The sequence below is a fragment of the Kitasatospora albolonga genome, assembly GCA_002082585.1.
GTDB lineage: Bacteria > Actinomycetota > Actinomycetes > Streptomycetales > Streptomycetaceae > Streptomyces > Streptomyces stephensoniae.
The window spans coordinates 3,353,922-3,376,940 of record CP020563.1 but is presented as its reverse complement, the minus strand read 5'-3'; the positions used below and the strand labels follow the sequence as shown (position 1 = coordinate 3,376,940).

At 71.5% G+C, this 23,019-nt stretch carries 21 protein-coding genes; 9 read left to right on the top strand and 12 right to left on the bottom strand.

What is annotated here, in order from left to right:
- Positions 1 to 141 precede the first annotated feature (141 nt).
- From B7C62_14605 to B7C62_14590, 4 genes are all read right to left on the bottom strand, one after another.
- The gene (locus B7C62_14605) at positions 142 to 1,569 is read right to left on the bottom strand and encodes a glutamate decarboxylase (GenBank protein ARF73364.1); all 1,428 of its coding nucleotides are present in this window, start codon (positions 1,567 to 1,569) and stop codon (positions 142 to 144) included.
- A 42-nt stretch (positions 1,570 to 1,611) separates the two neighbouring features.
- Positions 1,612 to 2,235: an NAD(P)H:quinone oxidoreductase, type IV gene (locus B7C62_14600; protein ID ARF73363.1), complete on the bottom strand. Its 624-nt coding sequence runs from the start codon at positions 2,233 to 2,235 to the stop codon at positions 1,612 to 1,614.
- Positions 2,236 to 2,372: 137 nt separating this feature from the next.
- Positions 2,373 to 3,671: an ion channel protein gene (locus B7C62_14595; GenBank protein ARF73362.1), complete on the bottom strand. Its 1,299-nt coding sequence runs from the start codon at positions 3,669 to 3,671 to the stop codon at positions 2,373 to 2,375.
- A 71-nt stretch (positions 3,672 to 3,742) separates the two neighbouring features.
- Positions 3,743 to 4,108 (bottom strand): hypothetical protein, encoded by a 366-nt coding sequence (locus B7C62_14590; protein ID ARF73361.1) that lies wholly within the window; start codon positions 4,106 to 4,108, stop codon positions 3,743 to 3,745.
- 150 nt (positions 4,109 to 4,258) lie between these two features.
- Between B7C62_14590 and B7C62_14585 the strand changes: the two genes are divergently transcribed.
- The gene (locus B7C62_14585) at positions 4,259 to 4,969 is read left to right on the top strand and encodes a hypothetical protein (GenBank protein ARF73360.1); all 711 of its coding nucleotides are present in this window, start codon (positions 4,259 to 4,261) and stop codon (positions 4,967 to 4,969) included.
- Positions 4,970 to 5,082: 113 nt separating this feature from the next.
- Here B7C62_14585 and B7C62_14580 read toward each other — a convergent pair whose 3' ends face one another.
- Positions 5,083 to 6,783, bottom strand: coding sequence for a hypothetical protein (locus B7C62_14580; GenBank protein ARF73359.1), 1,701 nt, complete (start codon positions 6,781 to 6,783; stop codon positions 5,083 to 5,085).
- Between the two features lie 176 nt (positions 6,784 to 6,959).
- Positions 6,960 to 7,454: an inorganic pyrophosphatase gene (locus B7C62_14575; GenBank protein ARF73358.1), complete on the bottom strand. Its 495-nt coding sequence runs from the start codon at positions 7,452 to 7,454 to the stop codon at positions 6,960 to 6,962.
- An 86-nt stretch (positions 7,455 to 7,540) separates the two neighbouring features.
- Between B7C62_14575 and B7C62_14570 the strand changes: the two genes are divergently transcribed.
- From B7C62_14570 to B7C62_14545, 6 genes are all read left to right on the top strand, one after another.
- Complete coding sequence (locus B7C62_14570) at positions 7,541 to 9,028, top strand: D-alanyl-D-alanine carboxypeptidase/D-alanyl-D-alanine-endopeptidase (protein ID ARF73357.1); 1,488 nt, start codon at positions 7,541 to 7,543, stop codon at positions 9,026 to 9,028.
- A gap of 72 nt (positions 9,029 to 9,100) precedes the next feature.
- On the top strand, positions 9,101 to 10,240 hold the full coding sequence (locus tag B7C62_14565) for a coenzyme F420 biosynthesis-associated protein (GenBank protein ARF73356.1): 1,140 nt from the start codon (positions 9,101 to 9,103) through the stop codon (positions 10,238 to 10,240).
- 187 nt (positions 10,241 to 10,427) lie between these two features.
- Positions 10,428 to 11,573 carry a tRNA lysidine(34) synthetase TilS gene (locus tag B7C62_14560; GenBank protein ARF73355.1) on the top strand — a complete coding sequence of 382 codons (1,146 nt, stop codon included), beginning with the start codon at positions 10,428 to 10,430 and terminating at the stop codon, positions 11,571 to 11,573.
- A 98-nt stretch (positions 11,574 to 11,671) separates the two neighbouring features.
- A complete protein-coding gene (locus B7C62_14555; protein ARF77164.1) occupies positions 11,672 to 12,211 on the top strand; it encodes a hypoxanthine phosphoribosyltransferase in 540 nt (179 codons plus the stop codon).
- 173 nt (positions 12,212 to 12,384) lie between these two features.
- On the top strand, positions 12,385 to 14,445 hold the full coding sequence (locus B7C62_14550) for a cell division protein FtsH (GenBank protein ID ARF73354.1): 2,061 nt from the start codon (positions 12,385 to 12,387) through the stop codon (positions 14,443 to 14,445).
- Positions 14,446 to 14,605: 160 nt separating this feature from the next.
- Positions 14,606 to 15,211 carry a GTP cyclohydrolase I FolE gene (locus tag B7C62_14545; GenBank protein ARF73353.1) on the top strand — a complete coding sequence of 202 codons (606 nt, stop codon included), beginning with the start codon at positions 14,606 to 14,608 and terminating at the stop codon, positions 15,209 to 15,211.
- A gap of 40 nt (positions 15,212 to 15,251) precedes the next feature.
- Here the strand turns inward: B7C62_14545 and B7C62_14540 are convergent, their stop codons facing one another.
- The 3 genes from B7C62_14540 to B7C62_14530 form a co-directional block, all read right to left on the bottom strand.
- Positions 15,252 to 15,743 (bottom strand): hypothetical protein, encoded by a 492-nt coding sequence (locus B7C62_14540; protein ARF73352.1) that lies wholly within the window; start codon positions 15,741 to 15,743, stop codon positions 15,252 to 15,254.
- A 67-nt stretch (positions 15,744 to 15,810) separates the two neighbouring features.
- Positions 15,811 to 16,422 carry a 2-amino-4-hydroxy-6-hydroxymethyldihydropteridine diphosphokinase gene (locus tag B7C62_14535; protein ARF73351.1) on the bottom strand — a complete coding sequence of 204 codons (612 nt, stop codon included), beginning with the start codon at positions 16,420 to 16,422 and terminating at the stop codon, positions 15,811 to 15,813.
- On the bottom strand, positions 16,419 to 16,778 hold the full coding sequence (locus B7C62_14530) for a dihydroneopterin aldolase (GenBank protein ARF73350.1): 360 nt from the start codon (positions 16,776 to 16,778) through the stop codon (positions 16,419 to 16,421). The genes B7C62_14535 and B7C62_14530 overlap by 4 nt, the downstream gene beginning before the upstream one ends.
- A gap of 270 nt (positions 16,779 to 17,048) precedes the next feature.
- On the opposite strand from B7C62_14530, the gene B7C62_14525 reads away from it, so the two are divergent.
- Entirely contained in the window at positions 17,049 to 18,485 is a 1,437-nt protein-coding gene (locus tag B7C62_14525) for a hypothetical protein (protein ID ARF73349.1), read from the top strand.
- 19 nt (positions 18,486 to 18,504) lie between these two features.
- On the opposite strand, the gene B7C62_14520 is transcribed toward B7C62_14525, so the two are convergent.
- The 3 genes from B7C62_14520 to B7C62_14510 are packed head-to-tail and all read right to left on the bottom strand — an operon-like array spanning position 18,505 to position 21,699.
- Positions 18,505 to 18,981, bottom strand: a complete 477-nt coding sequence (locus tag B7C62_14520; GenBank protein ID ARF73348.1) for a DUF4440 domain-containing protein — start codon at positions 18,979 to 18,981, stop codon at positions 18,505 to 18,507.
- Positions 18,978 to 19,838 carry a dihydropteroate synthase gene (locus tag B7C62_14515; protein ARF73347.1) on the bottom strand — a complete coding sequence of 287 codons (861 nt, stop codon included), beginning with the start codon at positions 19,836 to 19,838 and terminating at the stop codon, positions 18,978 to 18,980. Before B7C62_14515 ends, B7C62_14520 begins: the two co-directional genes overlap by 4 nt.
- Before the next feature lie 31 nt (positions 19,839 to 19,869).
- The gene (locus B7C62_14510; protein ID ARF73346.1) at positions 19,870 to 21,699 is read right to left on the bottom strand and encodes a hypothetical protein; all 1,830 of its coding nucleotides are present in this window, start codon (positions 21,697 to 21,699) and stop codon (positions 19,870 to 19,872) included.
- Between the two features lie 166 nt (positions 21,700 to 21,865).
- Here B7C62_14510 and B7C62_14505 point away from each other — a divergent pair, with 166 nt between their 5' ends.
- Positions 21,866 to 22,987 carry an esterase gene (locus tag B7C62_14505; GenBank protein ID ARF73345.1) on the top strand — a complete coding sequence of 374 codons (1,122 nt, stop codon included), beginning with the start codon at positions 21,866 to 21,868 and terminating at the stop codon, positions 22,985 to 22,987.
- The last annotated feature ends 32 nt before the right edge of the window (positions 22,988 to 23,019 follow it).

The following is a 23,019-nucleotide window of genomic DNA, read 5'->3' as shown; positions in this document are numbered from 1 at the left end:
GGCGACGGCGGCGACCCCGTCCTGCGGCGGCGCGTCGAAGACGTCGGTCAGCCGGTCACCGTCCGTCCTGCGGTTCTGTGCCGACAAGGACGCCGCCTCTGTGCCGACAAGGACGTCGCCCTCGCCCTCGGCTGACGGCCCTCAGTGGTGGAAGGCCGTCCGGACCGCCCGGTCATGGCTCAACGGATGTTTCTGCGCGCGCAGTTCGGGGAGCAGCAGCTTCAGGTCCTCGATCAGCAGGGCGGCCAGGTCGGAGGAGAACCCGTTGCGGCACACCACCCGCAGCACCGACAGGTCCTGCCGGTTGGCGGGGAAGGTGTAGGCCGGGACCAGCCACCCGTGCTCCCGCAGTCGGCGGGAGACGTCGAACACGTCGTACGCGTGGACGTCCGGGTTCGTCGTGAAGGCGAAGACCGGCAGCTCGTCGCCCCGGGTGAGGAGCCGGAAGTCCCCGAGCTCCTCCACCGACCGGGACAGCCCGCGCGCCACGTCCCGGGCGGACTGCTGGACCGCCCGGTAGCCGTCACGTCCCAGGCGCAGGAACGTGTAGTACTGCGCCACCACCTGCGCCCCGGGCCGGGAGAAGTTCAGCGCGAAGGTCGGCATGTCGCCGCCCAGGTAGTTGACCCGGAAGACCAGCTCCTCCGGCAGCTCGTCCGACGTACGCCACAGGGCCCAGCCGACCCCCGGGTACACCAGCCCGTACTTGTGGCCCGAGGTGTTGATCGACGACACCCTCGGCAGCCGGAAGTCCCATGTCAGGTCCGGGTCGAGGAAGGGGGCCACCATGGCGCCCGAGGCCCCGTCGACATGGACGGGGATGTCGAGGCCGGTGCGTTCCTGGAGGGCGTCCAGGGCCGCGCAGAGGTCGGCGATGGGCTCGTAGGAACCGTCGAAGGTGGAGCCGAGGATGCCGACGACCCCGATGGTGTTCTCGTCGCAGAGCTCGGCGGCGGCCTGCGGGTCGAGATGGAAGCGCTCGCCGTCCATCGGGACCTGCCGGGCCTCCACCTCCCAGAAGTTGCAGAACTTCTCCCAGCAGACCTGCACGTTGACGCCCATCACCAGATTGGGCCGGGCGGTCGCCGGATAGCGGTCCGCGTTCCGCTTGGCCCAGCGGCGCTTCAGGGCGAGCCCGGCCAGCATGCACGCCTCGCTCGACCCGGTGGTCGAACACCCCACGGCCGTCGCCGGATCGGGCGCGTGCCACAGGTCGGCGAGCATCGCCACGCACCGCCGCTCCAGTTCGGCGGTGCGCGGGTACTCGTCCTTGTCGATCATGTTCTTGTCCTGGCACTCGCCCATCAGCACCCCGGCCTGCGGCTCCATCCAGGTGGTGACGAAAGTGGCCAGGTTGAGCCGGGAGTTGCCGTCGAGCATCAGCTCGTCATGGACCAGCCGGTACGCCGTCAGCGGCGGCAGCGGCCCGTCGGGGAGCTTGTGCCGGGGCGGCGCGGTGTTCATTGCCCCCGTCGGATCGGCCTCGCCGTAGAAGGGGTTGAGGGCGAGCCGGAGCCGCTCCTCGGAGTGTTCGTCCCGCTGCGGGTGGGCGCCTCGGTGGAGCGGCATGGCGGAGTCCTCTTCCTCGACTGCTTCCTCGGCTTCGGTTTCTCAGCTCTCGGCGGCGAGCCCGGCCTTGAGGGCGCGGGTGACCTTCACGACGCGTTCGGCCTGCACCCGGGCGGCGGTCAGCGTCACCTCGCTGACCGGGATGTCGCCCTGCCCGGACACATGCGAGGTGCCGTACGGGTTGCCGTCGACGAACTTCGAGGGGTCGGTGTACCCGGGGGCGACGAGGATGCCGCCGAAGTGGTGGATCGTGTTGTAGAGCGCGAGCAGCGTGGACTCCTGGCCGCCGTGGGCGGTGGAGCTGGCGGTGAAGCCGCTGTAGACCTTGTCGGCCAGCTGCCCGGACTGCCAGAGCCCGCCGAGGGTGTCGATGAACTGCTTGAGCTGCGCGGTGACGTTCCCGTACCGGGTCGGCGAACCGAAGATCACCGCGTCCGCCCAGACCATGTCGTCAGGCGACACCTCGGGGATGGAAGCGGTCGCCTTCGCGTTGGCGGCCCACGCCGGGTTGGAGTCGATGGCCGCCTGCGGGGCGAGCTCGGCCGCCTTGCGCAGCCGCACCCGCGCCCCGGCCCGCTCCGCGTCCTCGGCGATGGCCTTGGCGATCGTGGCGACCGTGCCGGTGGACGAGTAGTAGATGACGGCGACGTTGACGGGCGTGGACATGCGGGAACCTCCGTCGGGACAGCATCAGCAGCAGGGCGAAAAGGTGCCTACCGGTACGAAGGCGACGATACGGATGTTCGTGGCGTCCGGCGCGTCGGGCGGAGCCACTTCCGTACGCGTACGGAAGTGGCTCCGCCTCACCGCAGCGCCTTGCCGTCCCCGTCCAGCTGCATCTGGGGCCGTCCGGTCACCAGCAGCCAGGCGGGCAGGACGGCCGCGCACAGCAGCGGCAGTACGGACGCGTCGCTGACCAGCACCGCCGCCGTGAACAGGCTCACCCACCCCTGCCGGGTCACGGCGAGCAGGACGCCCAGCACCGCGCAGGAGACGGCGAGCGCCGCCGGTACGGCCCCGACCAGGGCGTGGGCGCAGAGCCCGAGCGCCACCCCCGCGAAGACCGCCGGGAAGATCCGCCCGCCCCGGAAGCCGCAGGTGGCCGCCACCACCAGCGCGGCCGTCTTCACCACCGCCATCACCGCGAACTCCCCGGCCGACCACCCGTCCGGGTCCCCGGCGATCTCCTTGACCTCCTCCAGCCCCTTGAAGAGGGTCAGATGGCCGCCCAGCGCCCCGAGCAGCCCCAGCACCAGCCCGCCGAGCGTCAGCGCGAGCACGGGGTGGCGCAGGGCGCGAAAGGCCCGGTGCACCCACGGGAACGCGTACACCGCCAGCAGGCCGAGCAGCGCGCCCGCCGAGGCGATCAGCAGGGCGGCGAGGAGGTCGCCCCAGTGCGGGCCCGAGTAGGCGGGGAGCGAGAGGTCGAAGCTGGGTTCCGCGATCAACGACATGGTCAGCGCCCCCGCCGTACCGGCCGCGAGCGGGGCGAACAGCCGGTCCCAGAACGCCCCGGGGCCCGGCTGCGAGGCCAGCGTCTCGGAGAGGATCAGCGCGGCGGCGATCGGCGTGCCGAACAGGGCCCCGATCGTCCCGGCGGCGGCGAGCGCCACCCACAGCTCGGCCGGTGCGCCGGGGGCCGCCCGCCGGCCGAGCCAGAAGGCGAGCGCGATGTTGGCGGCGGTGATCGGGTTCTCCGGCCCGAGGCTCACCCCGCCCGCCAGCGCGAGCACGGTCACCAGGAGCAGCCCGGGGACGGTGCCCGGCCGCATCGGGGCGTCCACCAGCCCGGTGGTGGCCGGGTCGGGCCCGCCGTGCCCGGGGACGGCCCGCAGGACCAGGCCCACCGCGAGACCGGTCGCGGTGAGCATGACGATCATCCAGAGCGAGGAGAACCCGCCGACGCCGAGCGCGTCGGGCAGGGTCTCCCAGAGCACGTCCTGAAGCCGCTCGGCCAGGAGGCTGACCCCGAGCAGGATCAGCGCGCAGACCACACCGACGACGATCGCGGGCAGCACGAGCGGCAGGAGCCGACGGGCCGGAGTGGAGGCGGGGTGCTGGGGAGCGGGGGACGGGGGCGCGGGGGGTTCGGGGGCAGCCACCCGGCCACCATAGATTCGCAAGGTTCATGAATCGGGCATAACGCCCTGTCGGTGGTCCGGATGGTGCCGTGTCACACCTTCCGGATCACCGCCGCCGTCCCGTACGCGCAGACCTCCGTGCCGACGTCCGCCGCCTCCGTGACGTCGAACCGCATCATCAGGACCGCGTTGGCGCCCCGCACCCTGGCCTGCTCCACGAGCCGTTCCATCGCCTGGTTGCGGGTCTCCACCAGGGTCTTGGTCAGCCCCTTCAGCTCGCCGCCGATCATCGACTTCAGTCCGGCGCCGATCTGGCTGCCGAGGTGGCGCGACCGCACGGTCAGCCCGAAGACCTCGCCGATGACTTGCGTCACCTCGTAGCCCGGTACGTCATTGGTGGTGACGACCAGCACGTCCGCCTGGGCGGTCTGGCCGCCGCCGAATTCCTCAATGCCCATGTTTGTGGCACCTCCTGTGGCCAGCCTCGTCCCGTTCCGCAGGATGCGCATTCCCGCTGTGCGCCACTGGAACCAAGGGCGTTCACCGGGCGTTGGTAGCTTGGGTTGCTACGCAGCCCCATCGCACACATCATCCTGGAGCCCGGACCCTTGAATACGCTTGCGCTCGGCCCGAGCTGGCTGGACCCGGACTATCTGCTCAACACGTTCGGCCTCCCCGGCCTTCTTCTCATCGTCTTCGCCGAGTCCGGACTCCTGATCGGCTTCTTCCTGCCCGGCGACTCCCTGCTGTTCACCACAGGGCTGCTGATCACCACAGGACAGCTGAAGTACCCGCTCTGGCTCGTCTGCACCCTCATCGCCATCGCCGCGATCGTCGGCGACCAGGTGGGCTACCTCTTCGGCCGCAAGGTCGGCCCCTCCCTCTTCAAGCGCCCCGACTCCCGTCTCTTCAAGCAGGAGAACGTGGAGAAGGCCCACATCTTCTTCGAGAAGCACGGGCCGAAGTCGCTGGTCCTGGCGCGGTTCGTGCCCATCGTGCGCACCTTCACGCCGATCATCGCGGGCGTCAGCCGGATGAACTACCGCCTGTTCGTGATCTACAACATCGTGGGCGCGCTGCTCTGGGGCGTGGGCGTCACCGTGCTCGGCGCGATGCTCGGCAAGATCGCCTTCGTGCACGAGCACATCGAGAAGATCCTCATCCTGATCGTTCTGCTCTCCGTGATGCCGATCGTGGTCGAGGTCCTGAAGGCCCGGAGCCAGAACAAGAAGGCCGCCGCCGCGGCGCGGGACAACCCCGACGGCACGGCGCCCCCGGCCCCCCCGGCCACCGGCCGCGGCCGCCACGCCAAGCGCTGACCCCTTTCCCGTACACGTAATACGTACGCGTACGGACGCGAGCGCACCGGAAAAGCCCCTCCCCGCAGCCGGGAGGGGCTTTTCCGCGCGTACGGGAACGTACGGGCCCGGTCTCAGAACCCCCGCGTCCGCTTCGCCGCCCGCCGACGCCCGCCGACCGCCCCCGGCGCCCCCATGAACAGCCGTGAGATCTCGCTCCCCAGGTTCACCCCGATCGCGATGGCCAGCGCCGTCGCGACCGCCGTCGACAGCGAGGTCAGCCCCCGGGTGACATCGTTCTGCGCCACGCCCAGCAGACCGAAGTACGTCGCCGAACCGGGCAGCAGCGGCCCGATCGCCGCCGTGATGTACGGCAGCGAGGAGGTGAACCGGTAGCGCGAGAACAGCTGGCCGAACAGGCCCACCAGACCGGCCGCCACCGCCGTCGCCGCGACCGGCGAGATGCCCCCGGTCCGGGCCATCGCCGCGAAGATGACCCAGGCCACCCCGCCGTTCAGGGTGACCGCCAGCACGGTGGACCGCTCCTGCTGGAGCAGGACCGCGAAGGCCAGGCTCAGCCCCATCGACGCCAGGATCTGGAGCACCGGCCGGTCGTTGGGCACGAACTGCGCCTCGGGGTTGAGCTGGGCCCCCAGCTGGACGCCCAGGTAGAGGACGATCAGCACGCCCGCCACGATCCCGATGAAGAAGTACATGACTTCCAGGAGCCGGGCGGAGGCGGTGATGTAGTAGCCGGTCAGCCCGTCCTGCACACCCGCCACCAGCGCCCGCCCCGGCAGCAGCGCGAACAGCCCACCGGTGATCACCGCGGAGGGGCGGATGTCCGTCGAATGGGACAGCGTCAGCGCCACCCCCAGCGCGGCGGGCGGCATCGCGGCCACCGTGAACTGGTAGAACTCCGGCAGCCCGCGCCCGGCGCACAGCCACGCCAGCCGGTCGCCGAGCATCGCGCCCGCCGCCGCCACGAGGAAGACCAGCACCCCGCCGCCGACCAGCACGGAGGCCGAACCGGCCAGCAGCCCGGCGGCGGCCGTCAGCACCCAGCCCGGATACGGGTGCCGGTTCCTGCGGATCTCCGCCAGCCGCCGGTACGCCTCCTCCAGGGAGACCTCGGTGTCCTCGCTGGTGATGTCGTCGACCAGCCGGAAAACCGCCGCCAGCCGGGTGTAGTCGGTGCCCCGGCGGCGTACGGTACGGCTCGCCGTCACCGGGTCGTCGACCAGCGAGGGCTGGTGCGAGATGGACAGCAGCGTGAACGTGACCGTCGGCTCGCTGCGGTCGAGACCGTACGAACGCGTCACCGCGAACATCGCCGCCTCGACGTCCTCGGCGCCCTCACCGCCCGCGAGCAGCAGCTCCCCGATACGCAGCGTCAGGTCGAGCACACGGGGCACGGCGGGGCCCGTGTCGTCGTCGGTGCGCTGGACGGACTCCGGGGCCGGGCGCTCGGTCACCGGCATCCGGAGCATCGTGCGCATCCGGTCCTGCCAGGGCGCCTCCTTGGTCAGCCTGACCATCGGAATGCCCTGCGCCGGGGTGAAGGCGGGTGGCGACTGCTGGGCGTTGTACGTGCTCGGCGGGGTGAAAGCGGAACTCAGCGTGTCCGAGTTCGGGCCGCCCGTCGAACCGCCGCCGGAACCCCCGGAACCGCCCGCCTCCTGGTGCACCCCGGCCGGCAGCGCGAACTCCGACGTCGGATGGTCCTCCTCGGGCGGCGACACCGGCTGCATGGTCCCGGCAGGCGGGGCGAAAGCGCTCCGTGCCTCGTCGGACTGGGGCTTCTGGTCCTCCTGACCGCCCGATTCCGCCACCACTCGACCTCGCTCCTCCTCGGCTGCTCTTCCGGGCGCACGTCTGCCCAGTATGGCCACGGACATGACCGCCGCATGACGAGCGGGGGCGCACAGCACGACGGGCGGCACACCCGCGAAGGTGTGCCGCCCGTTCCCGTACGGCCGTCCGGCTCACAAACGGAACCGGAAGAGGGACGTCAGTGCTTGCCGCCCTGGGCCTCGAGACGCTTGTACGAGGCTTCGATCTCGGCCTCCGCCTCGGCGCGGCCGACCCAGTCGGCGCCCTCGACGGACTTGCCCGGCTCCAGGTCCTTGTAGACCTCGAAGAAGTGCTGGATCTCCAGGCGGTCGAACTCCGACACGTGGTGGATGTCGCGCAGGTGCTCCACGCGCGGGTCCGACGCCGGGACGCACAGCAGCTTGTCGTCGCCGCCGGCCTCGTCCGTCATCCGGAACATGCCGATGGCGCGGCACTTGATGAGGCAACCGGGGAAGGTCGGCTCGTCCAGGATGACGAGCGCGTCCAGCGGGTCGCCGTCCTCGCCGAGGGTGTTCTCGACGAATCCGTAGTCCGCGGGGTAGCTGGTCGAGGTGAAGAGCCGACGGTCCAGACGGATCCGACCGGTCTCGTGGTCCACCTCGTACTTGTTCCGCGAACCCTTCGGGATCTCGATGGTGACGTCGAACTCCACGGGTGGCTCCTCCATGATCAACACATACGACTGGTGGTTAAGTGTCCCCCACGCAGAAGAGTGCTCGCGAAAGGGGCTGGTCAACGGTGGCCGAGCCGGTGGAAGAACCGTCGAACCGCCCGTCGGACCCGTGGGGCCGGATCAAGAACCTGAAGAGCAAACGCTCCGGGTCCAACACCTGGCAGGTCGTCGCAGGCTCCACCGCGCTCGGCCTGGTCGTGGCCACCGGCGCCGTCCTCGCCGCCGGTCCCTGGGACAACGGTCAGCGTAAGGCCGAGCGGCAGCTCGCAGCCGCCGAGGACCGTACAGGTGGCGCACATCACGGCCGTACGTTGCCGGGCGCCCCCGAACCGGCCCCCAGCGCCCCCGCCGTCCTGGGCGCCCTCGACACCGCGGTCACCCGTTCCGCCCCCCAGGACCCCGCGAGTCTGCGCACCGCCCTCGCCCCGCTCATCGGCGCCCCCGAGCTCGGCACCCGGACCACCGCCTCCGTCATCGACACGGCCACCGGCAAGCAGCTGTACGGGCGCGCCCCCGCCACCCCGATGACCCCGGCCTCCACCATCAAGATCGCCACCGTCGTCGCCGCGCTCTCCGCCCTCGGCCCCGACCACCGCATCGCCACCACCGTCCGGCTCTCCGAGGACGCGCGCACCCTCACCCTCGTCGGCGGCGGCGACCCCACCCTCAGCCCGGCCGACCTGACGTCCCTGGCCGCCTCCGCAGCGAAGGCCCTGCGCGAGGACGGCAAGGGCCCCGTACGGCTCACGTACGACACCTCCCGCTACACCGGACCCGTGCTCCACCCGATCAGCCCCAACACCAACATCGCCCCCGTCACCGCCCTGATGGTCAACGAGGGGCGCCTCGACGACAGCGACCGGGGACCCGCCCAACGCAGCGAGGACCCGGCGGGGGACGCCGCCCGCGCCTTCGCCGCCGAGCTGGAGAAGGCGGGCGCCGAGGTCACCGGCGCCCCCCGCGAGGCCCGTGCGGCAGGCAAGGCCCGCACCGTCGCCACCCACCACTCCGCCCCGCTCTCCGCCCTCGTCGAGCGCACCCTCACCAACAGCGACAACGACATCTCCGAGGCCCTCGCCCGGCAGACCGCCATCGCCAAGGGGGAGAGCGCCGACTTCGCCGGGGCCCGCCGCGCCGTCACCGCCGAACTCAGGAAGCTCCAGGTGCCCACCGAGGGCGCCCACCTCGCCGACGGCAGCGGACTCGACCGCGAGGGCAAGGTCACCGCCGCCCTCCTCACCACCCTCCTCGCCCGCGCCGCCGACCCCGAGCGGCCCGGACTGCGCCACGCCCTCACCGGCCTCCCCGTCGCGGGCTTTAGCGGCACCCTCAGCACCCGCTACCGGGACGGCACCGGCGCGACCGGCCTCATCCGCGCCAAGACCGGCACCCTCACCGGCGTCAACTCCCTCTCCGGAACCGTCATCGACCCACAGGGCAGACTGCTCGCCTTCGCCTTCCTCGCCTCCGGCTCCGAAGTGCCGGCCGAGGCCGAGGCCGCCCTCGACGCCCTGGCCGCCGAGCTCACCGGCGGGGCGGGCCGGGAGGACTGAGGGCGGCCCCCGGCACCCGGAGAGCGGCCCAACACCCCACCACCGGGCGAGTCGCTCACGTACGGTTGACGCATGACGAGCATCGGTGGTGCAGGGATGGTCGACTGGAACCTCGCGGTCGCGACCGCGACCCGACTGGTGCGGCCCGGGCCCGAGATCAGCCGCGAGGAGGCCCGCGCCGTCGTCGCGGAGCTCCGGCGCCACGCCAAGGCGTCGGAGGAGCACGTCCGCCTCTTCACCCGGATGATCCCGGAAGGGACCGAACCGGAGGACACCCCGGTCCTGGTCGTCGACCGGGCGGGCTGGATCAAGGCCAACGTCGCGGGCTTCCGCGAACTGCTCCGCCCGCTGCTGGCCAAGATGGAGGGCCGCCGCCCCGGTGGCGCGGGCGGTGCCGTCCTCGGCGCGGTCGGCGGCAAGGTCACCGGCGTCGAGCTGGGCCTGCTGCTCTCGTTCCTCGCCTCCCGCATCCTCGGCCAGTACGAGACGTTCGCCCCCGCCTCCCGCGAGCTGCCCGCTTCCCCGGACGGCGGCGGACGCCTCCTCCTGGTCGCCCCGAACATCGTCCACGTCGAACGGGAACTGGACGTCGACCCGCACGACTTCCGGCTCTGGGTCGCCCTCCACGAGGAGACCCACCGCACCCAGTTCACCGGCGTGCCCTGGCTCCGCGACCACCTCCAGGGCGAGATCCAGACGTTCCTGGACGAGACCGACGTCGACCCGATGACCTTCCTGGAGCGGCTGCGCGAGGCCGCCCAGTCCCTCTCAGGGGCGGGGCGCCCCGAGGGCGAGCGAGGCGACGAGGACGGCGGCCGCAGCCTCGTCGACGTCGTCCAGACCCCCGCCCAGCGCGAGGTGCTCGGCCGGCTCACCGCCGTGATGTCCCTCCTCGAAGGCCACGCGGACTTCGTGATGGACGGCGTCGGCCCCGAGGTCGTCGGCTCCGTCACCGAGATCCGGGAGAAGTTCCAGAAGCGCCGCGCCCAGGGCGCCGGCCGCCTCGACCAGGCCCTGCGCAGACTGCTCGGCCTGGACGCCAAGCTCCGCCAGTACAAGGACGGCGAGAAGTTCGTACGAGCGGTCGTCGAGGAGGTCGGCATGGACGGGTTCAACCGCGTCTGGACCTCGCCCAACACCCTCCCCACCAAGGCGGAGATCGCCAAACCCGCGGAGTGGGTCGCAAGGGTGCACCGCAAGGCGGAATCATGACCCTTTTCCGGCCCACGGCCGGGGATCTGCCCTCCAATCACCCATCCGAGGGACCATGAGGGCATGGGAAGGCGTGCAATGCTCGATGAACAGCTTGCCTCTGTCACCATCGACGCACTCTGAGTGACGGGACTCACGCGTTCCGGCGCTCGACGCTCCTCCCGAAACTCCACGAAGGGCACCGGACATGGGTCCCCATCCTGCGGTCGCGGCGATACGCCTGGCGGTCCGCCGCGTACTCCACGACGTCCTCACCGAATCCCACCGGCACCACGGCCACGACCGGCCCGCCGAAGAGGCCCGGCGCACCGCGCCCGCCCCCCTCTCCCGCTACGCCGAGGCCGGCACCGCGGGAAGCCCCCGTTACGCCGAGGCGGGCACCGCGGGAAGCCCCCGCGCCGTCCTCCCCGACCGGCCCGCCGCCCCGCTCGTCCTCGTCGCCTGCTCCGGCGGCGCCGACTCCATGGCGCTCGCCTCGGCCCTCGCCTTCGAGGCCCGCAAGCTCGGCGTCCGGGCCGGGGGCATCACCGTCGACCACAACCTCCAGCCGGGATCGGCCCTCCGTGCCGCCGAGGTCGTCACCCGGCTCACCGCCATGGACCTCGACCCCGTCGAGGCCGTCGCCGTGCACGTCGGACGCGAGGGCGGCCCCGAGGCCGCCGCCCGCGACGCCCGCTACGCCGCGCTGGACGCCGCCGCCGAACGCCACGGCGCCGCCGCCGTGCTGCTCGGCCACACCCGCGACGACCAGGCCGAGACCGTCCTCCTCGGCCTCGCCCGCGGCTCCGGCATCCGCTCGCTCTCCGGCATGGCCGCCGCCTCCGGACCGGCCGGCCGCTACCGCCGCCCCTTCCTCGAGCTCGACCGCCAGACCGTCCGCAAGGCGTGCCTGGTCCAGTCGATCCCCGTCTGGGACGACCCGCACAACATCGACCCCGCCTACACCCGCTCCCGGCTCCGCCACGAGGGGCTGCCCGCCCTGGAGAAGGCGCTCGGCAAGGGCGTCGTCGAAGCCCTCGCCCGGACGGCCCAGCTCTCCCGCGACGACGCCGACGCCCTGGACACCTGGGCCGCCCAGGCGGAGCTCGCCGTACGCGACGACAGCGGGCAGCTGGAGTGCGCCAAGCTCTACGTCCTGCCGCCCGCCGTACGCCGCCGGGTGCTGCGCCGGGCCGCCATCGAGGCCGGGGCGCCCGCCGGCTCCCTCTTCGCCCGCCACCTCGAAGAAGTCGACCGCCTGATCACCGGCTGGCGCGGCCAGCGGGCGATCAACCTGCCCGGCCGCGTCGAGGCCCGACGGCAGGGTGGCAGACTGGTCATTCGGCAGAGCTGACGCGCGAGCGCCACAGACGCAGGCGAACAGCCGGGCCGGGCCCGGGGCGCACCCCGGGCCCGGCAGGCGAGAAAGAGACGTGGGTGAACGAGAAGGACATGGGCAGCGACCTTCAGTCGGTGCTCCTCACCAAGGAAGAGATCGACGCGAAGCTCGTCGAGCTGGCCGCGAAGATCGACGCGGAGTACGCGGGCAAGGACCTGCTGATCGTCGGCGTCCTCAAGGGCGCGGTGATGGTCATGGCGGACCTGGCGCGCGCGCTGTCCACCCCCGTCACGATGGACTGGATGGCCGTCTCCTCGTACGGGGCGGGCACCCAGTCCTCCGGTGTCGTCCGGATTCTCAAGGACCTGGACACCGACATCAAGGGCAAGCACGTCCTGATCGTCGAGGACATCATCGACTCCGGTCTGACGCTGTCCTGGCTGCTGTCCAACCTGGGCTCCCGGGAGCCGGCCTCGCTGGAGGTCTGCACCCTGCTGCGCAAGCCGGACGCCGCGAAGGTCGCGATCGACGTGAAGTGGATCGGCTTCGACATCCCCAACGAGTTCGTCGTCGGCTACGGGCTGGACTACGCGGAGAAGTACCGCAACCTCCCCTTCGTCGGCACGCTCGCCCCGCACGTCTACGGCGGCTGAACCCCGGGGAACCCTTGCGGCCTTCGGGCCGTTGAAGCTTCGAAAGCGGGTTTCCCGGCCGCACACAGCGGTCGCGGGCGCCCCCACTGGGGTACCGTCCGAAGAACACTCTTTTCACACACAGCAGCATTTACCTACGGGCAGGAGGGACGGGGCGTCTTCGCTCCGTATGGATGGACGTGAAGCGATACTTCCGTGGGCCGGTCATGTGGATCGTGCTGGCCGTCCTCGCCGTGGTCGTGTTGATGCAGGTTGTCGGCTCGTCGGGCGGCCACAAGACGGTGGACACCGCCAAGGTGATCCAGGCGATCAGCAAGGACCAGGTGGAGCAGGCCAGGCTGACCACCGGTGACGAACAGATCATCAAGATCGAACTGAAGAAGGGCCAGAAGCTCGCCGGTGAGTCCGGCAACAAGTTCCAGGCGAGCTACATCGGCAACCAGGGCGTGGAGCTGGCCAACACGCTCCAGGAGAAGTTCGAGGCGGGTGACATCGAGAAGGGTTACACCGTCTCGCCGTCGAAGCAGTCCCCGTTCATCTCGATCCTCCTCTCGCTGCTGCCCTTCGTCCTGATCGTGCTCGTCTTCCTGTTTCTGATGAACCAGATGCAGGGCGGCGGCTCCAAGGTCATGCAGTTCGGCAAGTCCAAGGCCAAGCTGATCACCAAGGACACCCCGAAGACGACCTTCGCCGATGTGGCGGGGTCCGAAGAGGCCGTCGAGGAGCTCCACGAGATCAAGGAGTTCCTCCAGGAGCCGGCGAAGTTCCAGGCCGTCGGCGCCAAGATCCCCAAGGGCGTCCTGCTCTACGGGCCGCCCGGTACGGGCAAGACGCTGCTCGCCCGCGCCGTCGCCGGTGAGGCGGGCGTGCCGTTCTACTCGATCTCCGGTTCCGACTTCGTCGAGATGTTCGTCGGTGTCGGTGCCTCCCGGGTCCGTGACCTCTTCGAGCAGGCCAAGGCGAACGCCCCGGCGATCGTCTTCGTCGACGAGATCGACGCCGTCGGCCGCCACCGCGGCGCCGGTATGGGCGGCGGTCACGACGAGCGCGAGCAGACGCTCAACCAGCTGCTCGTCGAGATGGACGGGTTCGACGTGAAGGGCGGGGTCATCCTGATCGCCGCCACGAACCGCCCGGACATCCTCGACCCGGCCCTCCTGCGCCCGGGACGCTTCGACCGGCAGATCGCGGTCGACCGCCCCGACATGCAGGGCCGGCTGGAGATCCTCAAGGTCCACCAGAAGGGCAAGCCGGTCGCGAAGGACGTCGACCTCGGCGCCGTCGCCCGCCGCACGCCCGGCTTCACCGGTGCCGACCTGTCGAACGTGCTGAACGAAGCCGCGCTCCTGACGGCGCGCAGCGACAAGAAGCTGATCGACAACGAGAGCCTCGACGAGGCCATCGACCGTGTCGTGGCGGGTCCGCAGAAGCGGACCCGGATCATGTCCGAGAAGGAGAAGAAGATCACCGCGTACCACGAGGGCGGACACGCCCTGGTCGCGGCGGCCTCCCCCCAGTCGGACCCGGTCCACAAGATCACGATCCTCTCCCGCGGCCGTGCCCTCGGTTACACGATGGTGCTCCCGGAGGAGGACAAGTACTCCACGACGCGCAACGAGATGCTCGACCAGCTGGCGTACATGCTGGGCGGGCGCGCGGCCGAGGAGCTGGTCTTCCACGACCCGACCACGGGTGCCGCGAACGACATCGAGAAGGCCACGGCGACGGCCCGCGCGATGGTCACGCAGTACGGCATGACGGAGCGGCTCGGCGCCATCAAGTTCGGCGGCGACAACTCGGAGCCCTTCCTCGGCCGTGAGATGGGCCACCAGCGCGACTACTCGGAAGAGGTCGCGGCACTGGTCGACGAGGAGGTCAAGAAGCTCATCGAGACCGCCCACAACGACGCGTGGGAGATCCTCGTCGAGAACCGCGACATCCTCGACCACCTCGTGCTCGAGCTCCTGGAGAAGGAGACGCTGAACAAGGACGAGATCGCGGAGATCTTCGCCCCGATCGTCAAGCGTCCCGCCCGCCCGGCGTGGACCGGTTCCGCCCGGCGCACCCCGTCGACGCGGCCCCCGGTGCTCTCGCCCAAGGAGCTGGCCCTCACCAACGGCGCCTCGACCGCCAACGGCTCGGCCACCCCGCCGGAGATCGCCCCGACGACGGACCTCACGAAGGACATCGCTCCCTCCCCGGAGTCGATCCCCGAGGACCGTCCCGAGAGCTAGCCCCGCTCCGCTGGTGAGACCCCCGTCACGGGCGCCTCACCAGGCCCGGAATGGATGCCGCGCCCCCCAGGTTTTAGCCTGTGGGGGCGCGGCTTTTCCGTATGCCTGCGATGTCCACGTGCGAACCGCGCACGGGGCAGCACTGAGGAACGAGGCACAGATGACCGACCCGGTGACGCTGGACGGCCAGGGATCGATCGGCGAATTCGACGAGAAGCGGGCCGAGGCGGCCGTACGCGAACTGCTCATCGCCGTCGGGGAGGACCCGGACCGGGAGGGCCTGCGGGAGACACCGGGGCGGGTGGCACGGGCGTACAAGGAGATATTCGCGGGTCTGTACCAGCAGCCCGAGGACGTCCTGACGACCACGTTCGACCTGGGTCACGACGAGATGGTCCTGGTCAAGGACATTGAGGTGTTCAGCACCTGTGAACATCATCTGGTGCCGTTCAGGGGCGTCGCGCACGTCGGCTACATCCCGGCGTCCACCGGCAAGATCACCGGCCTGTCCAAGCTGGCACGGCTGGTGGACGTCTACGCCCGCCGTCCCCAGGTCCAGGAGCGGCTGACGACCCAGATCGCCGAGTCCCTCATGGAGATCCTGGAGCCGCGCGGAGTCATCGTGGTCGTCGAGTGCGAGCACATGTGCATGTCCATGCGGGGCATCCGCAAGCCCGGCGCGAAAACCCTCACCTCGGCGGTGCGCGGCCAGCTCCGCGACCCCGCGACGCGCGCCGAGGCGATGAGCCTCATCATGGCGCGCTGATCCCGCCCGACGTGGCCCACGACGGCCCTGCCCCGCCGCCCTACGCGGCGGCCGCCCCCGTGCCGTCGTGGGTGTCGTCGCCGTCGGCGGGGAGCTTGCAGACGCGTTCCAGGAAGAAGGCGGCGGCGATGACGCCGATGCCCGCCACCACCGCCGCGCCCGCGTAGATGGCCTGGTCGCGGCGGGGCGGGATGTCGAGGAAGCCGAGCAGGAAGACGCCCGTGCCGCCGTAGACCCCGGCGACCAGGGCGGTGACCAGGGCGCTCGCCTGGCCGAAGACGACCGCCCGCGCCGCCATCAGGGGCTCGACGCCCTTGGCGCCGGGGCGGCGCTCCCGTTGGGCGCGGAGGCGGGTGCGCAGGGAGAGCGCGGTCGCCAGGAGGATCACCGCGATCACGGCGAGCACGATGGAGGCGGCCAGCGGGACGCTGGGAAGCGTGCCGAGGGAGTCCCAGAGGCGGGCGCCGCCCCAGGAGAGGACGCCGGCGGCGGTGAAGAGGCCCGCCAGTACCCCGAGCCGTAGTTGCTTCACCGCGTGAGCCGCCCTTCGTCGCCTGTTCCCAGCTGCTGCTTCAGCTCGTGCCCGTCGAGCCTAACGATTACTCCGGCAGGCGCAGTTCCAGGTCGGCGCGGGGCAGTACGCCGTCGCGGCCGACCCCGGCGAGGAGGTCGGCGACCGGGCCCGCGCCGGGCAGCTGGGCCTCGGGGTCCATGTCGTGCCAGGGGGCGAGGACGAACGCCCGCTCGTGGGCGCGGGGGTGGGGGAGGGTGAGCACCGGGTCGTCGGAGAGGACGTCGGCGTACGACACGATGTCGACGTCGATCGTGCGCGGGCCCCACCGCTCCTCGCGGACCCGGTCGAACGCCTCCTCGACGGCCTGGCCGCGCTCCAGCAGGGAGGCCGGGGGCAGCGTGGTCTTCACGAGGATGACCGCGTTGAAGTACGAGGGCTGGCTGTCCGCCGCGACGCCCCAGGGCTCGGTCTCGTACACCGGGGAGACGGCCTTGACCCGCAGGCCCGGGGTGTCCTCCAGCGCGTCGACGGCGCCCTGGAGGGTCTCCAGCCGGTTGCCCAGGTTGGAGCCGAGGGCGATCACGGCCATCTTGGGGTTGGAGAGGGTGGTGTCGGCGGCGTCCACCTGCTTGACGACGGCGGTGGGCACCGGCTGGACGGTCGGGTCGCTCTGCCCCTCGGTGGAAAACGCGGTCATGCTCGGCTCCGGGTGATGGTGATGGTCACGTCGTCGAAGGGGACGGTGATCGGCGCGTCCGGCTTGTGGACCACGACCTCGACCTCCTGGACCCCTTCGTGCTTCAGGCACCGCTGGGCGATGCGCTCGGCGAGCGTCTCGATCAGGTCGACCGGCTCGCCCGTCACCACCTCGACGACCTCCTCGGCCACCACGCCGTAGTGCACGGTGCGGGCCAGGTCGTCGGTGGCTGCCGCGGGGCGGGTGTCGAGGCCGAGCACCAGGTCGACGATGAAGGTCTGGCCCTCTTCCCGCTCCTTGGGAAAGACGCCGTGGTGCCCACGGGCCTTGAGGCCGCGCAGCGCGACACGATCCACGCGAATCACTCCTGCTGTCGTTGGTCGGAGAGGCACCCGGCCGCGTGCGGGCGACGGGGTGCCTTCTTTCGAATCTACCTGCGGGCACCGACAGTGCTCGCCCGTGGGGGTCCTGGCGGGGCCCAGGGGGTTGATACCCGCCGGAGGGCCGCTGCACCTGTGCGGGTGAATCCGGTCTTCATCCCGCGCGCCGTGTGGGAGGCATACAGCAGTTCGGCCCGGAGCCGAAGCAGGCGCGCCGACGCGCCCACGACAGACGACGGAGGTCTGATGAAACGGAAACCCACGTTCCCCGGGCGGGGACGGCTGCTGGGTGCGGCGGTCGCTCTCGCGCTCGCGGTGACGGCGTCGGGCGGTACCGCCGCCGCACTGTCGGCACCGGGGGGAACGGCCCGTACGGCGCTCGCGGACTGTCCGCCGAGCCCGCTGTGGGCCAACACCGGCGGGGCCGGGCCCCAGCTCCTCCAGTACAGCCCCGAGGGGGAAGTCCTGTCCTCCGCGACCCTGGTCCGCAACTACGGCGACATCGCGTTCAGCCCGGACGGATCGACGCTGTACGGGGTCAACTTCCCCGGGAACGACATGACCACGCTCTACACCATCGACACCGTCACGGGCGCCGAGACCGCCTCGGTGCCGGTCACGGGCCCGCTCGACGACCTGAGGGTGTCGGAGGGGAACTCCGCCGTCAACGGTCTGACCGCGCGGGCGGACGGCATGTTGATCGCCGGGTCCTTCGAGTCCGAGCAGATCTTCCTGATCGACCCGGCCACCGGGGTGAGCAGCCTGTACCCCGCCTCGTTCCCCGCCGGGTTCGTCTCGGCCGGTGACTTCCTGACGCTCGACGACGGGGACGTCCTGGCCTTCGCCACGGCCGTGGGGTCGACCACGGGCGACCCGTCGGCGGTCTTCCGTATCCACCCGGACAACACCGTCACCCAGATCGGCACCGTGCCGCAGGTCTTCGGCGGAGCCCTCTCGGGCGGCAGCGTGTACGGCTTCGGCTCGAACGGGGACATCTACCGGCTCACCGACATCCCGACGGCGGCCTCGACCGACCCGCTGCCCGTCACCGTCGTCGAGGCGACCGGCAACGGCTTCTACGGGGCGACGGCCGTCCAGGACGCCGGGGAGTGCCCCGAGCCCTCGTACACGGTCGAGAAGTCGGCCTCGTCCGCCGGGCCGGTGAACGCCGGTGACACCCTCACGTACACCGTGACCGTGACCAACACCAGCACGCTGACGGTCAATGGCGACTTCACCGACGATCTGGCCGGGGTGCTGGACGACGGCCAGGTGGTGCCCGGCTCGGTCACCGCCTCGACGGGGACGGCCACGCTCACCGGAACCTCGCTGAACTGGACCGGTGTCCTGGCGCCGGACGGTACCGCGACGGTGACCTACCAGGTGCGGGTGGACGACCCGGTCACCGGTGACCGGGTCCTGCGGAACACGGTCACCCCCACCGCCGAGGGCGGTACGTGTGTGGCGGAGGGCCGCTGCGCGGTCGAGGTTCCCGTGGACGACTGCGAGAAGCCCGGGGGCAAGCCCCATAAGCCACACAAGCCGCAGGGGAACCACAAGCCGCACGAGGCCCACAAGCCCTACACGGCCTTCAATCCCTTCAAGCCCCTCGACGGCGACCTCTTCGCCAAGAAGCCGCTGACCGTGCCCGGCGTGCCCGGCCTCCCGGCCTGGAACCGCTGAGCCTCCGCTTCACCCGGCATCAGGAGGAGGACGGCTCCTCGTCGTCCTCCTCGCCGCCCTCCGCCAGGACGGGCGAGCCGTGGTGCGACCAGAGCTTCCAGCCCTCGGGCGTGCGCCGGAACACGTTCGTGGCGACCACCAGCTGGCCCACCAGCGGGCCCAGCGCGTTGCCCTCCTCGGCGGGGCCGCCGCTGAGGATGTTCTCGGTGCAGGTGACCAGGGCGGTGTCCCCGGTCATCGCGACGTTGACGTCGGTGAGGAAGAACTGGATGTACTCGGTGTTCGCCATGATCAGCGCATAGCTGCGGAGCACGTCGCCCCGGCCCGTGAGCACCGGCCACCCCGGGTGGACGCAGGAGACGGTGAGGTCCTCGCCCGGCAGCCACCGGTCGGCGAGGGCCTCGTGGTCGCCGCGCTCCAGCGCCTCGTAGAAGGCGGTGTTGGCCTGCTCGACCTCGGCGATGTCGGCGGCGGCCGACGCGTGGTCCTCGTTCACGCGGCTCCCTCGACGGCGCGGGCGACCCGTACCGCGTCGGCGGTGGCCCGGACCTCGTGGACGCGGACCGCCCAGGCCCCGGCCCGGGCGGCGAGGGCGGAGACGGCCGCCGTCGCCGCGTCCCGTTCGCGGGCGGGGGGCGGGGTGGCGCCGGGCCCGGCCAGGACGTGGCCGAGGAACCGTTTGCGGGAGGCGGCCACCAGCAGCGGGCGGCCCAGCGCGTGCAGCTCCTCCAGGTGCGCGACGAGCGCCAGGTCGTGGGGGGCCGTCTTCGCGAAGCCGAGGCCGGGGTCGATCACGAGGCGTTCCGGGGCGACGCCGCCCGCCAGTACCGCGTCCATCCGCTGCCGCAGCTCCGCGAGGACTTCGGCGACCACGTCCCCGTACACCGCACGGCTGTTCATCGACTCGCTGAAACCGCGCCAGTGCATCACGACGAACGGGACGTCGGCCGCGGCGACGGCCGGGACCATGTCCGGGTCCGCGAGGCCGCCGCTCACATCGTTGACGAGGACGGCCCCGGCGGCGACGGCCTGTTCGGCGACGCGGGCGCGCATGGTGTCCACGGAGACGGTGACGCCCTCGGAGGCCAGCCCCTTCACGACGGGCACCACCCGCCGCAGCTCCTCGGACTCGTCCACCCTGCTGGCGCCGGGGCGGGTCGACTCACCGCCGACGTCGACCAGGTCGGCACCCTCGGACACCAGGTCGAGACCGTGCTTGACGGCGGCCGTGGTGTCGAACCAGCGGCCCCCGTCGGAGAAGGAGTCGGGCGTCACGTTGACGACCCCCATGACCGCACAGCGGTCCCACTCCGGCAGCCCTCGGACCGTGCCCCGCGCGCGTGACGTACTCATACCACCAGCCTATGGGGTACGGGCGTGGCGCCTACGCCGCGCTCACCTCGCGCTCCGGGGCCGTACGCGGGAGGTGGCCGCACGGGCGGGGGGAGCGGGAGCGGAACGGGCGGGGCAGCGAGAGGTTCACGAACCCCTCCGCCTGCATCGCCGCGATCCCGATCCGGGGCAGGTCGCGGCTGGTGCGGAAGACCACGAAGCGGGGCTCCCAGCGGGGCCGGAACTTGGCGTTGAACTTGTACAGCGACTCGATCTGGAACCAGCGCGAGAGGAAGATCAGCAGCCCGCGCCAGCAGCGCAGCACCGGCCCGGCGCCCAGCCGCTCGCCACGGGCCAGCGCCGAGCGGAACATCGCGAAGTTCAGCGAGACCCGGGCGACCCCCAGCTTGGGGGCGGCCTGGAGCGAGGCGACGATCAGCAGCTCGTTCATGCCGGGGTCGGCCGAGCGGTCGCGGCGCATCAGCTCCAGGGACATCCCGTCGCGCCCCCAGGGGACGAAGTGGAGGACGGCCTTCAGGTCGCCGTGCGGGGCGTCCTCGGTGCCGGAGCCGGGGAGGTGGGCGGTGGCGATCACGCAGTCGCCGTCGGCGGGGTCGCCGATCCGGCCGAGCGCCATGGAGAAGCCGCGCTCGGTGTCGGTGCCGCGCCAGTCGGCGGCGGCCCGGCGGATGCGCTCCAGCTCGGTGGGGCCGATGTCACGTGCTCGCCGGACCCGGGTTTCGTAGCCGTTGCGTTCGATGCGCCCCACCATCTGGCGTACGTTCCGCATGGCCCGCCCGGCCAGGGAGAAATCCGCGACGTCCACCACCGCCTCGTCGCCCAGCTCCAGGGCGGTCAGCCCGGTCTCGCGGGTCCACACCTCGCCGCCGCGCTCGCTGCACCCCATGACGGCCGGGGTCCAGGAGTGCGCCTTCGCCTCGTCCATGAACCGTTCGATGGCGCCCGGCCATGCCTCCACATCGCCGATGGGGTCGCCGCCGGCCAGCATCACCCCGGAGACGACCCGGTAGCAGACGGCGGCCTTGCCGCTGGGAGAGAAGACGACGGCTTTGTCGCGGCGGAGCGCGAAGTGGCCGAGCGAGTCCCGTCCGCCGTGCGTCTCCAGCAGCGCCCGCAGCCTGCTCTCGTCGTCCTCGGTGAGGCGGGCGGCCGGGTGTTCGGGGCGGAAGGCGAGGTAGATGGTGGTGACGGCGGTGAGCAGGCCGAGCGCGCCCAGCGAGTACGCCACGGTCCAGCTGGTCCGCCCGGCGTAGTCGACGGGCCCCTCGACGCCGAACAGGCCGTACAGCACGTGCTGGAGCCGGTCCGCGATGGACGGGTCACCGACGACCCGGCCGGGGTGGACGGAGACGATGACCAGCCCGAGCGCCAGTGAAGAGGCCCCGAGCAGGATGAAGTTGGCCAGCGCCCGCCAGCGGCTGCGCGGGTCGGGCAGGGCGCGGAACTGGTCCCGGTGGCGGATCAGGAGCGCGCAGAGCGTCAGGGAGACCAGCACGCCGACGACCGAGTGCCGGTACGCGAACTGCGCCACGGCCCCCGCCGGAAGCAGCACCACCGCCGCCCGCCAGGCCCGCCGCTTGTGCCGCTTCAGCCCGTGCGCGAGCAGGAGCAGCAGGATGCCCGCGCTCAGCGAGAGCGCGGCGGCGAACGGGCCGAGCGCCCCGGGGAGCACCTCGGCGAGGGAGTGCATCCGGCTGTGCCGGAAGCGGGGGAAGACCCCTGCGGCGACGTCGATCAGTCCGACGACGGTGCAGGCGGTGCCGACGACGGCCGGTACGGCTTCGGGGCGCGGGCCGCGCAGCAGCCGCCGGACCCGGTGCGGAACCGATACTGATTTATCCCCATCTACCGTGACAGACATCGCTTCCCGTGGCTCCAGATGAGATGGCAGAGACTCTTCCGTCCGCGGGCTGTGGCCCTTCGGACGATGTGCGCCCTCTAGGACGGGGGTTGGGGGGCGGGGGTTCATCCATATTCCGGAAATTTCGCATGCGGAAACGCAAAGAACAGGTGGAGAAAGCTCACTCATGGGTCTCACCAGCAAGCTGGTTCTGGCGGTCGTGGCTGCCGCGGCCGTCGGGCTGTTCGCCGCCACGGTCTGGCTCTGGCCACGGCTGGCCCGGCGGAGCGCCGCCGCCGTGGCGGGCCGGGTCGGGCTGCTGCTGGCGACGCAGCTGACGCTCTTCGCCTCGGTCGGCCTGGCAGCGAACAACGCGTTCCTCTTCTACGGCTCCTGGGCCGACCTCTTCGGCCGGAAACAGGAGCTGGGCGTGGTCACCGACCACGCGGGCGGGGCGAACGGCTCGCGCCATCTGACGCGGATCGGCACCCAGCAGCCGGACGTGCCGGGCGGCGGGGTTCCGGCGGCGGGCGGCCGGATCGACAAGGTGGTGGTCTCCGGGCGGCTCTCGGGCATCGAGTCCCCGGCGTACGTCTATCTGCCGCCGGAGTACTTCCGCAGTGCGTATGCGAAGAAGACGTTCCCGGCGGTCGTCGTGCTGACCGGCTACCCGGGGACGGCGGAGAACCTTCTCAAGGGCCTGCGGTACCCGCAGACGGCTCATGAGCGGGTGAAGGCGGGCAAGGCGCAGCCGATGATCCTGGTGATGCTGCGGCCGACGGTGGCCCCGCCCCGGGACACCGAGTGCGTGGACATCCCCGAGGGGCCGCAGACGGAGACGTTCTTCGCGAAGGACCTCCCGGAGGCGGTCTCGCGGACGTACCGGGTCGGGAACCAGGCCCGTAACTGGGGGATCATCGGCAACTCGACCGGGGGCTACTGCGCGCTGAAGGTCGGTCTGCACCACCCGGACCGGTACGCGGCGAGCGCCGGGCTCTCCGCGTACTACAAGGCCGCCGAGGACCCGACGACCGGCGACCTGTTCCACGGGGACCAGGCGCTGCGGGACCGGGCCGATCTGATGTGGACGCTGGAGAACCGGCCGCCGTCCGGCGGTTCGTTCCTGGTGACGACGTCACGGCAGGGCGAGGGGAACCTGAAGAGCACGATGAGGTTCATCGACAAGGTGAAGGCGCCCGCCCAGGTGTCGTCGATCGTCCTGGACAGCGGCGGGCACAACTTCACGACCTGGCGCCGGGAGATCCCGCCCGCCCTGGAGTGGCTGAGCGGGCGGCTCAGCGCGGGGTGAGAGGGCGTTGCGCGGTGGCGGTCCCGGGCCGG

Bases quoted from the DNA above. Each gene is read 5' to 3' on its own strand.
- B7C62_14605 (ARF73364.1), bottom strand. From the start codon at position 1,569: ATGCCGCTCCACCGAGGCGCCCACCCGCAGCGGGACGAACACTCCGAG.
- B7C62_14600 (ARF73363.1), bottom strand. From the start codon at position 2,235: ATGTCCACGCCCGTCAACGTCGCCGTCATCTACTACTCGTCCACCGGC.
- B7C62_14590 (ARF73361.1), bottom strand. From the start codon at position 4,108: ATGGGCATTGAGGAATTCGGCGGCGGCCAGACCGCCCAGGCGGACGTG.
- B7C62_14565 (ARF73356.1), top strand. From the start codon at position 9,101: ATGACGAGCATCGGTGGTGCAGGGATGGTCGACTGGAACCTCGCGGTC.
- B7C62_14560 (ARF73355.1), top strand. From the start codon at position 10,428: ATGGGTCCCCATCCTGCGGTCGCGGCGATACGCCTGGCGGTCCGCCGC.
- B7C62_14555 (ARF77164.1), top strand. From the start codon at position 11,672: ATGGGCAGCGACCTTCAGTCGGTGCTCCTCACCAAGGAAGAGATCGAC.
- B7C62_14550 (ARF73354.1), top strand. From the start codon at position 12,385: ATGGACGTGAAGCGATACTTCCGTGGGCCGGTCATGTGGATCGTGCTG.
- B7C62_14545 (ARF73353.1), top strand. From the start codon at position 14,606: ATGACCGACCCGGTGACGCTGGACGGCCAGGGATCGATCGGCGAATTC.
- B7C62_14535 (ARF73351.1), bottom strand. From the start codon at position 16,422: ATGACCGCGTTTTCCACCGAGGGGCAGAGCGACCCGACCGTCCAGCCG.
- B7C62_14525 (ARF73349.1), top strand. From the start codon at position 17,049: ATGAAACGGAAACCCACGTTCCCCGGGCGGGGACGGCTGCTGGGTGCG.
- B7C62_14515 (ARF73347.1), bottom strand. From the start codon at position 19,838: ATGAGTACGTCACGCGCGCGGGGCACGGTCCGAGGGCTGCCGGAGTGG.
- B7C62_14510 (ARF73346.1), bottom strand. From the start codon at position 21,699: ATGTCTGTCACGGTAGATGGGGATAAATCAGTATCGGTTCCGCACCGG.
- B7C62_14505 (ARF73345.1), top strand. From the start codon at position 21,866: ATGGGTCTCACCAGCAAGCTGGTTCTGGCGGTCGTGGCTGCCGCGGCC.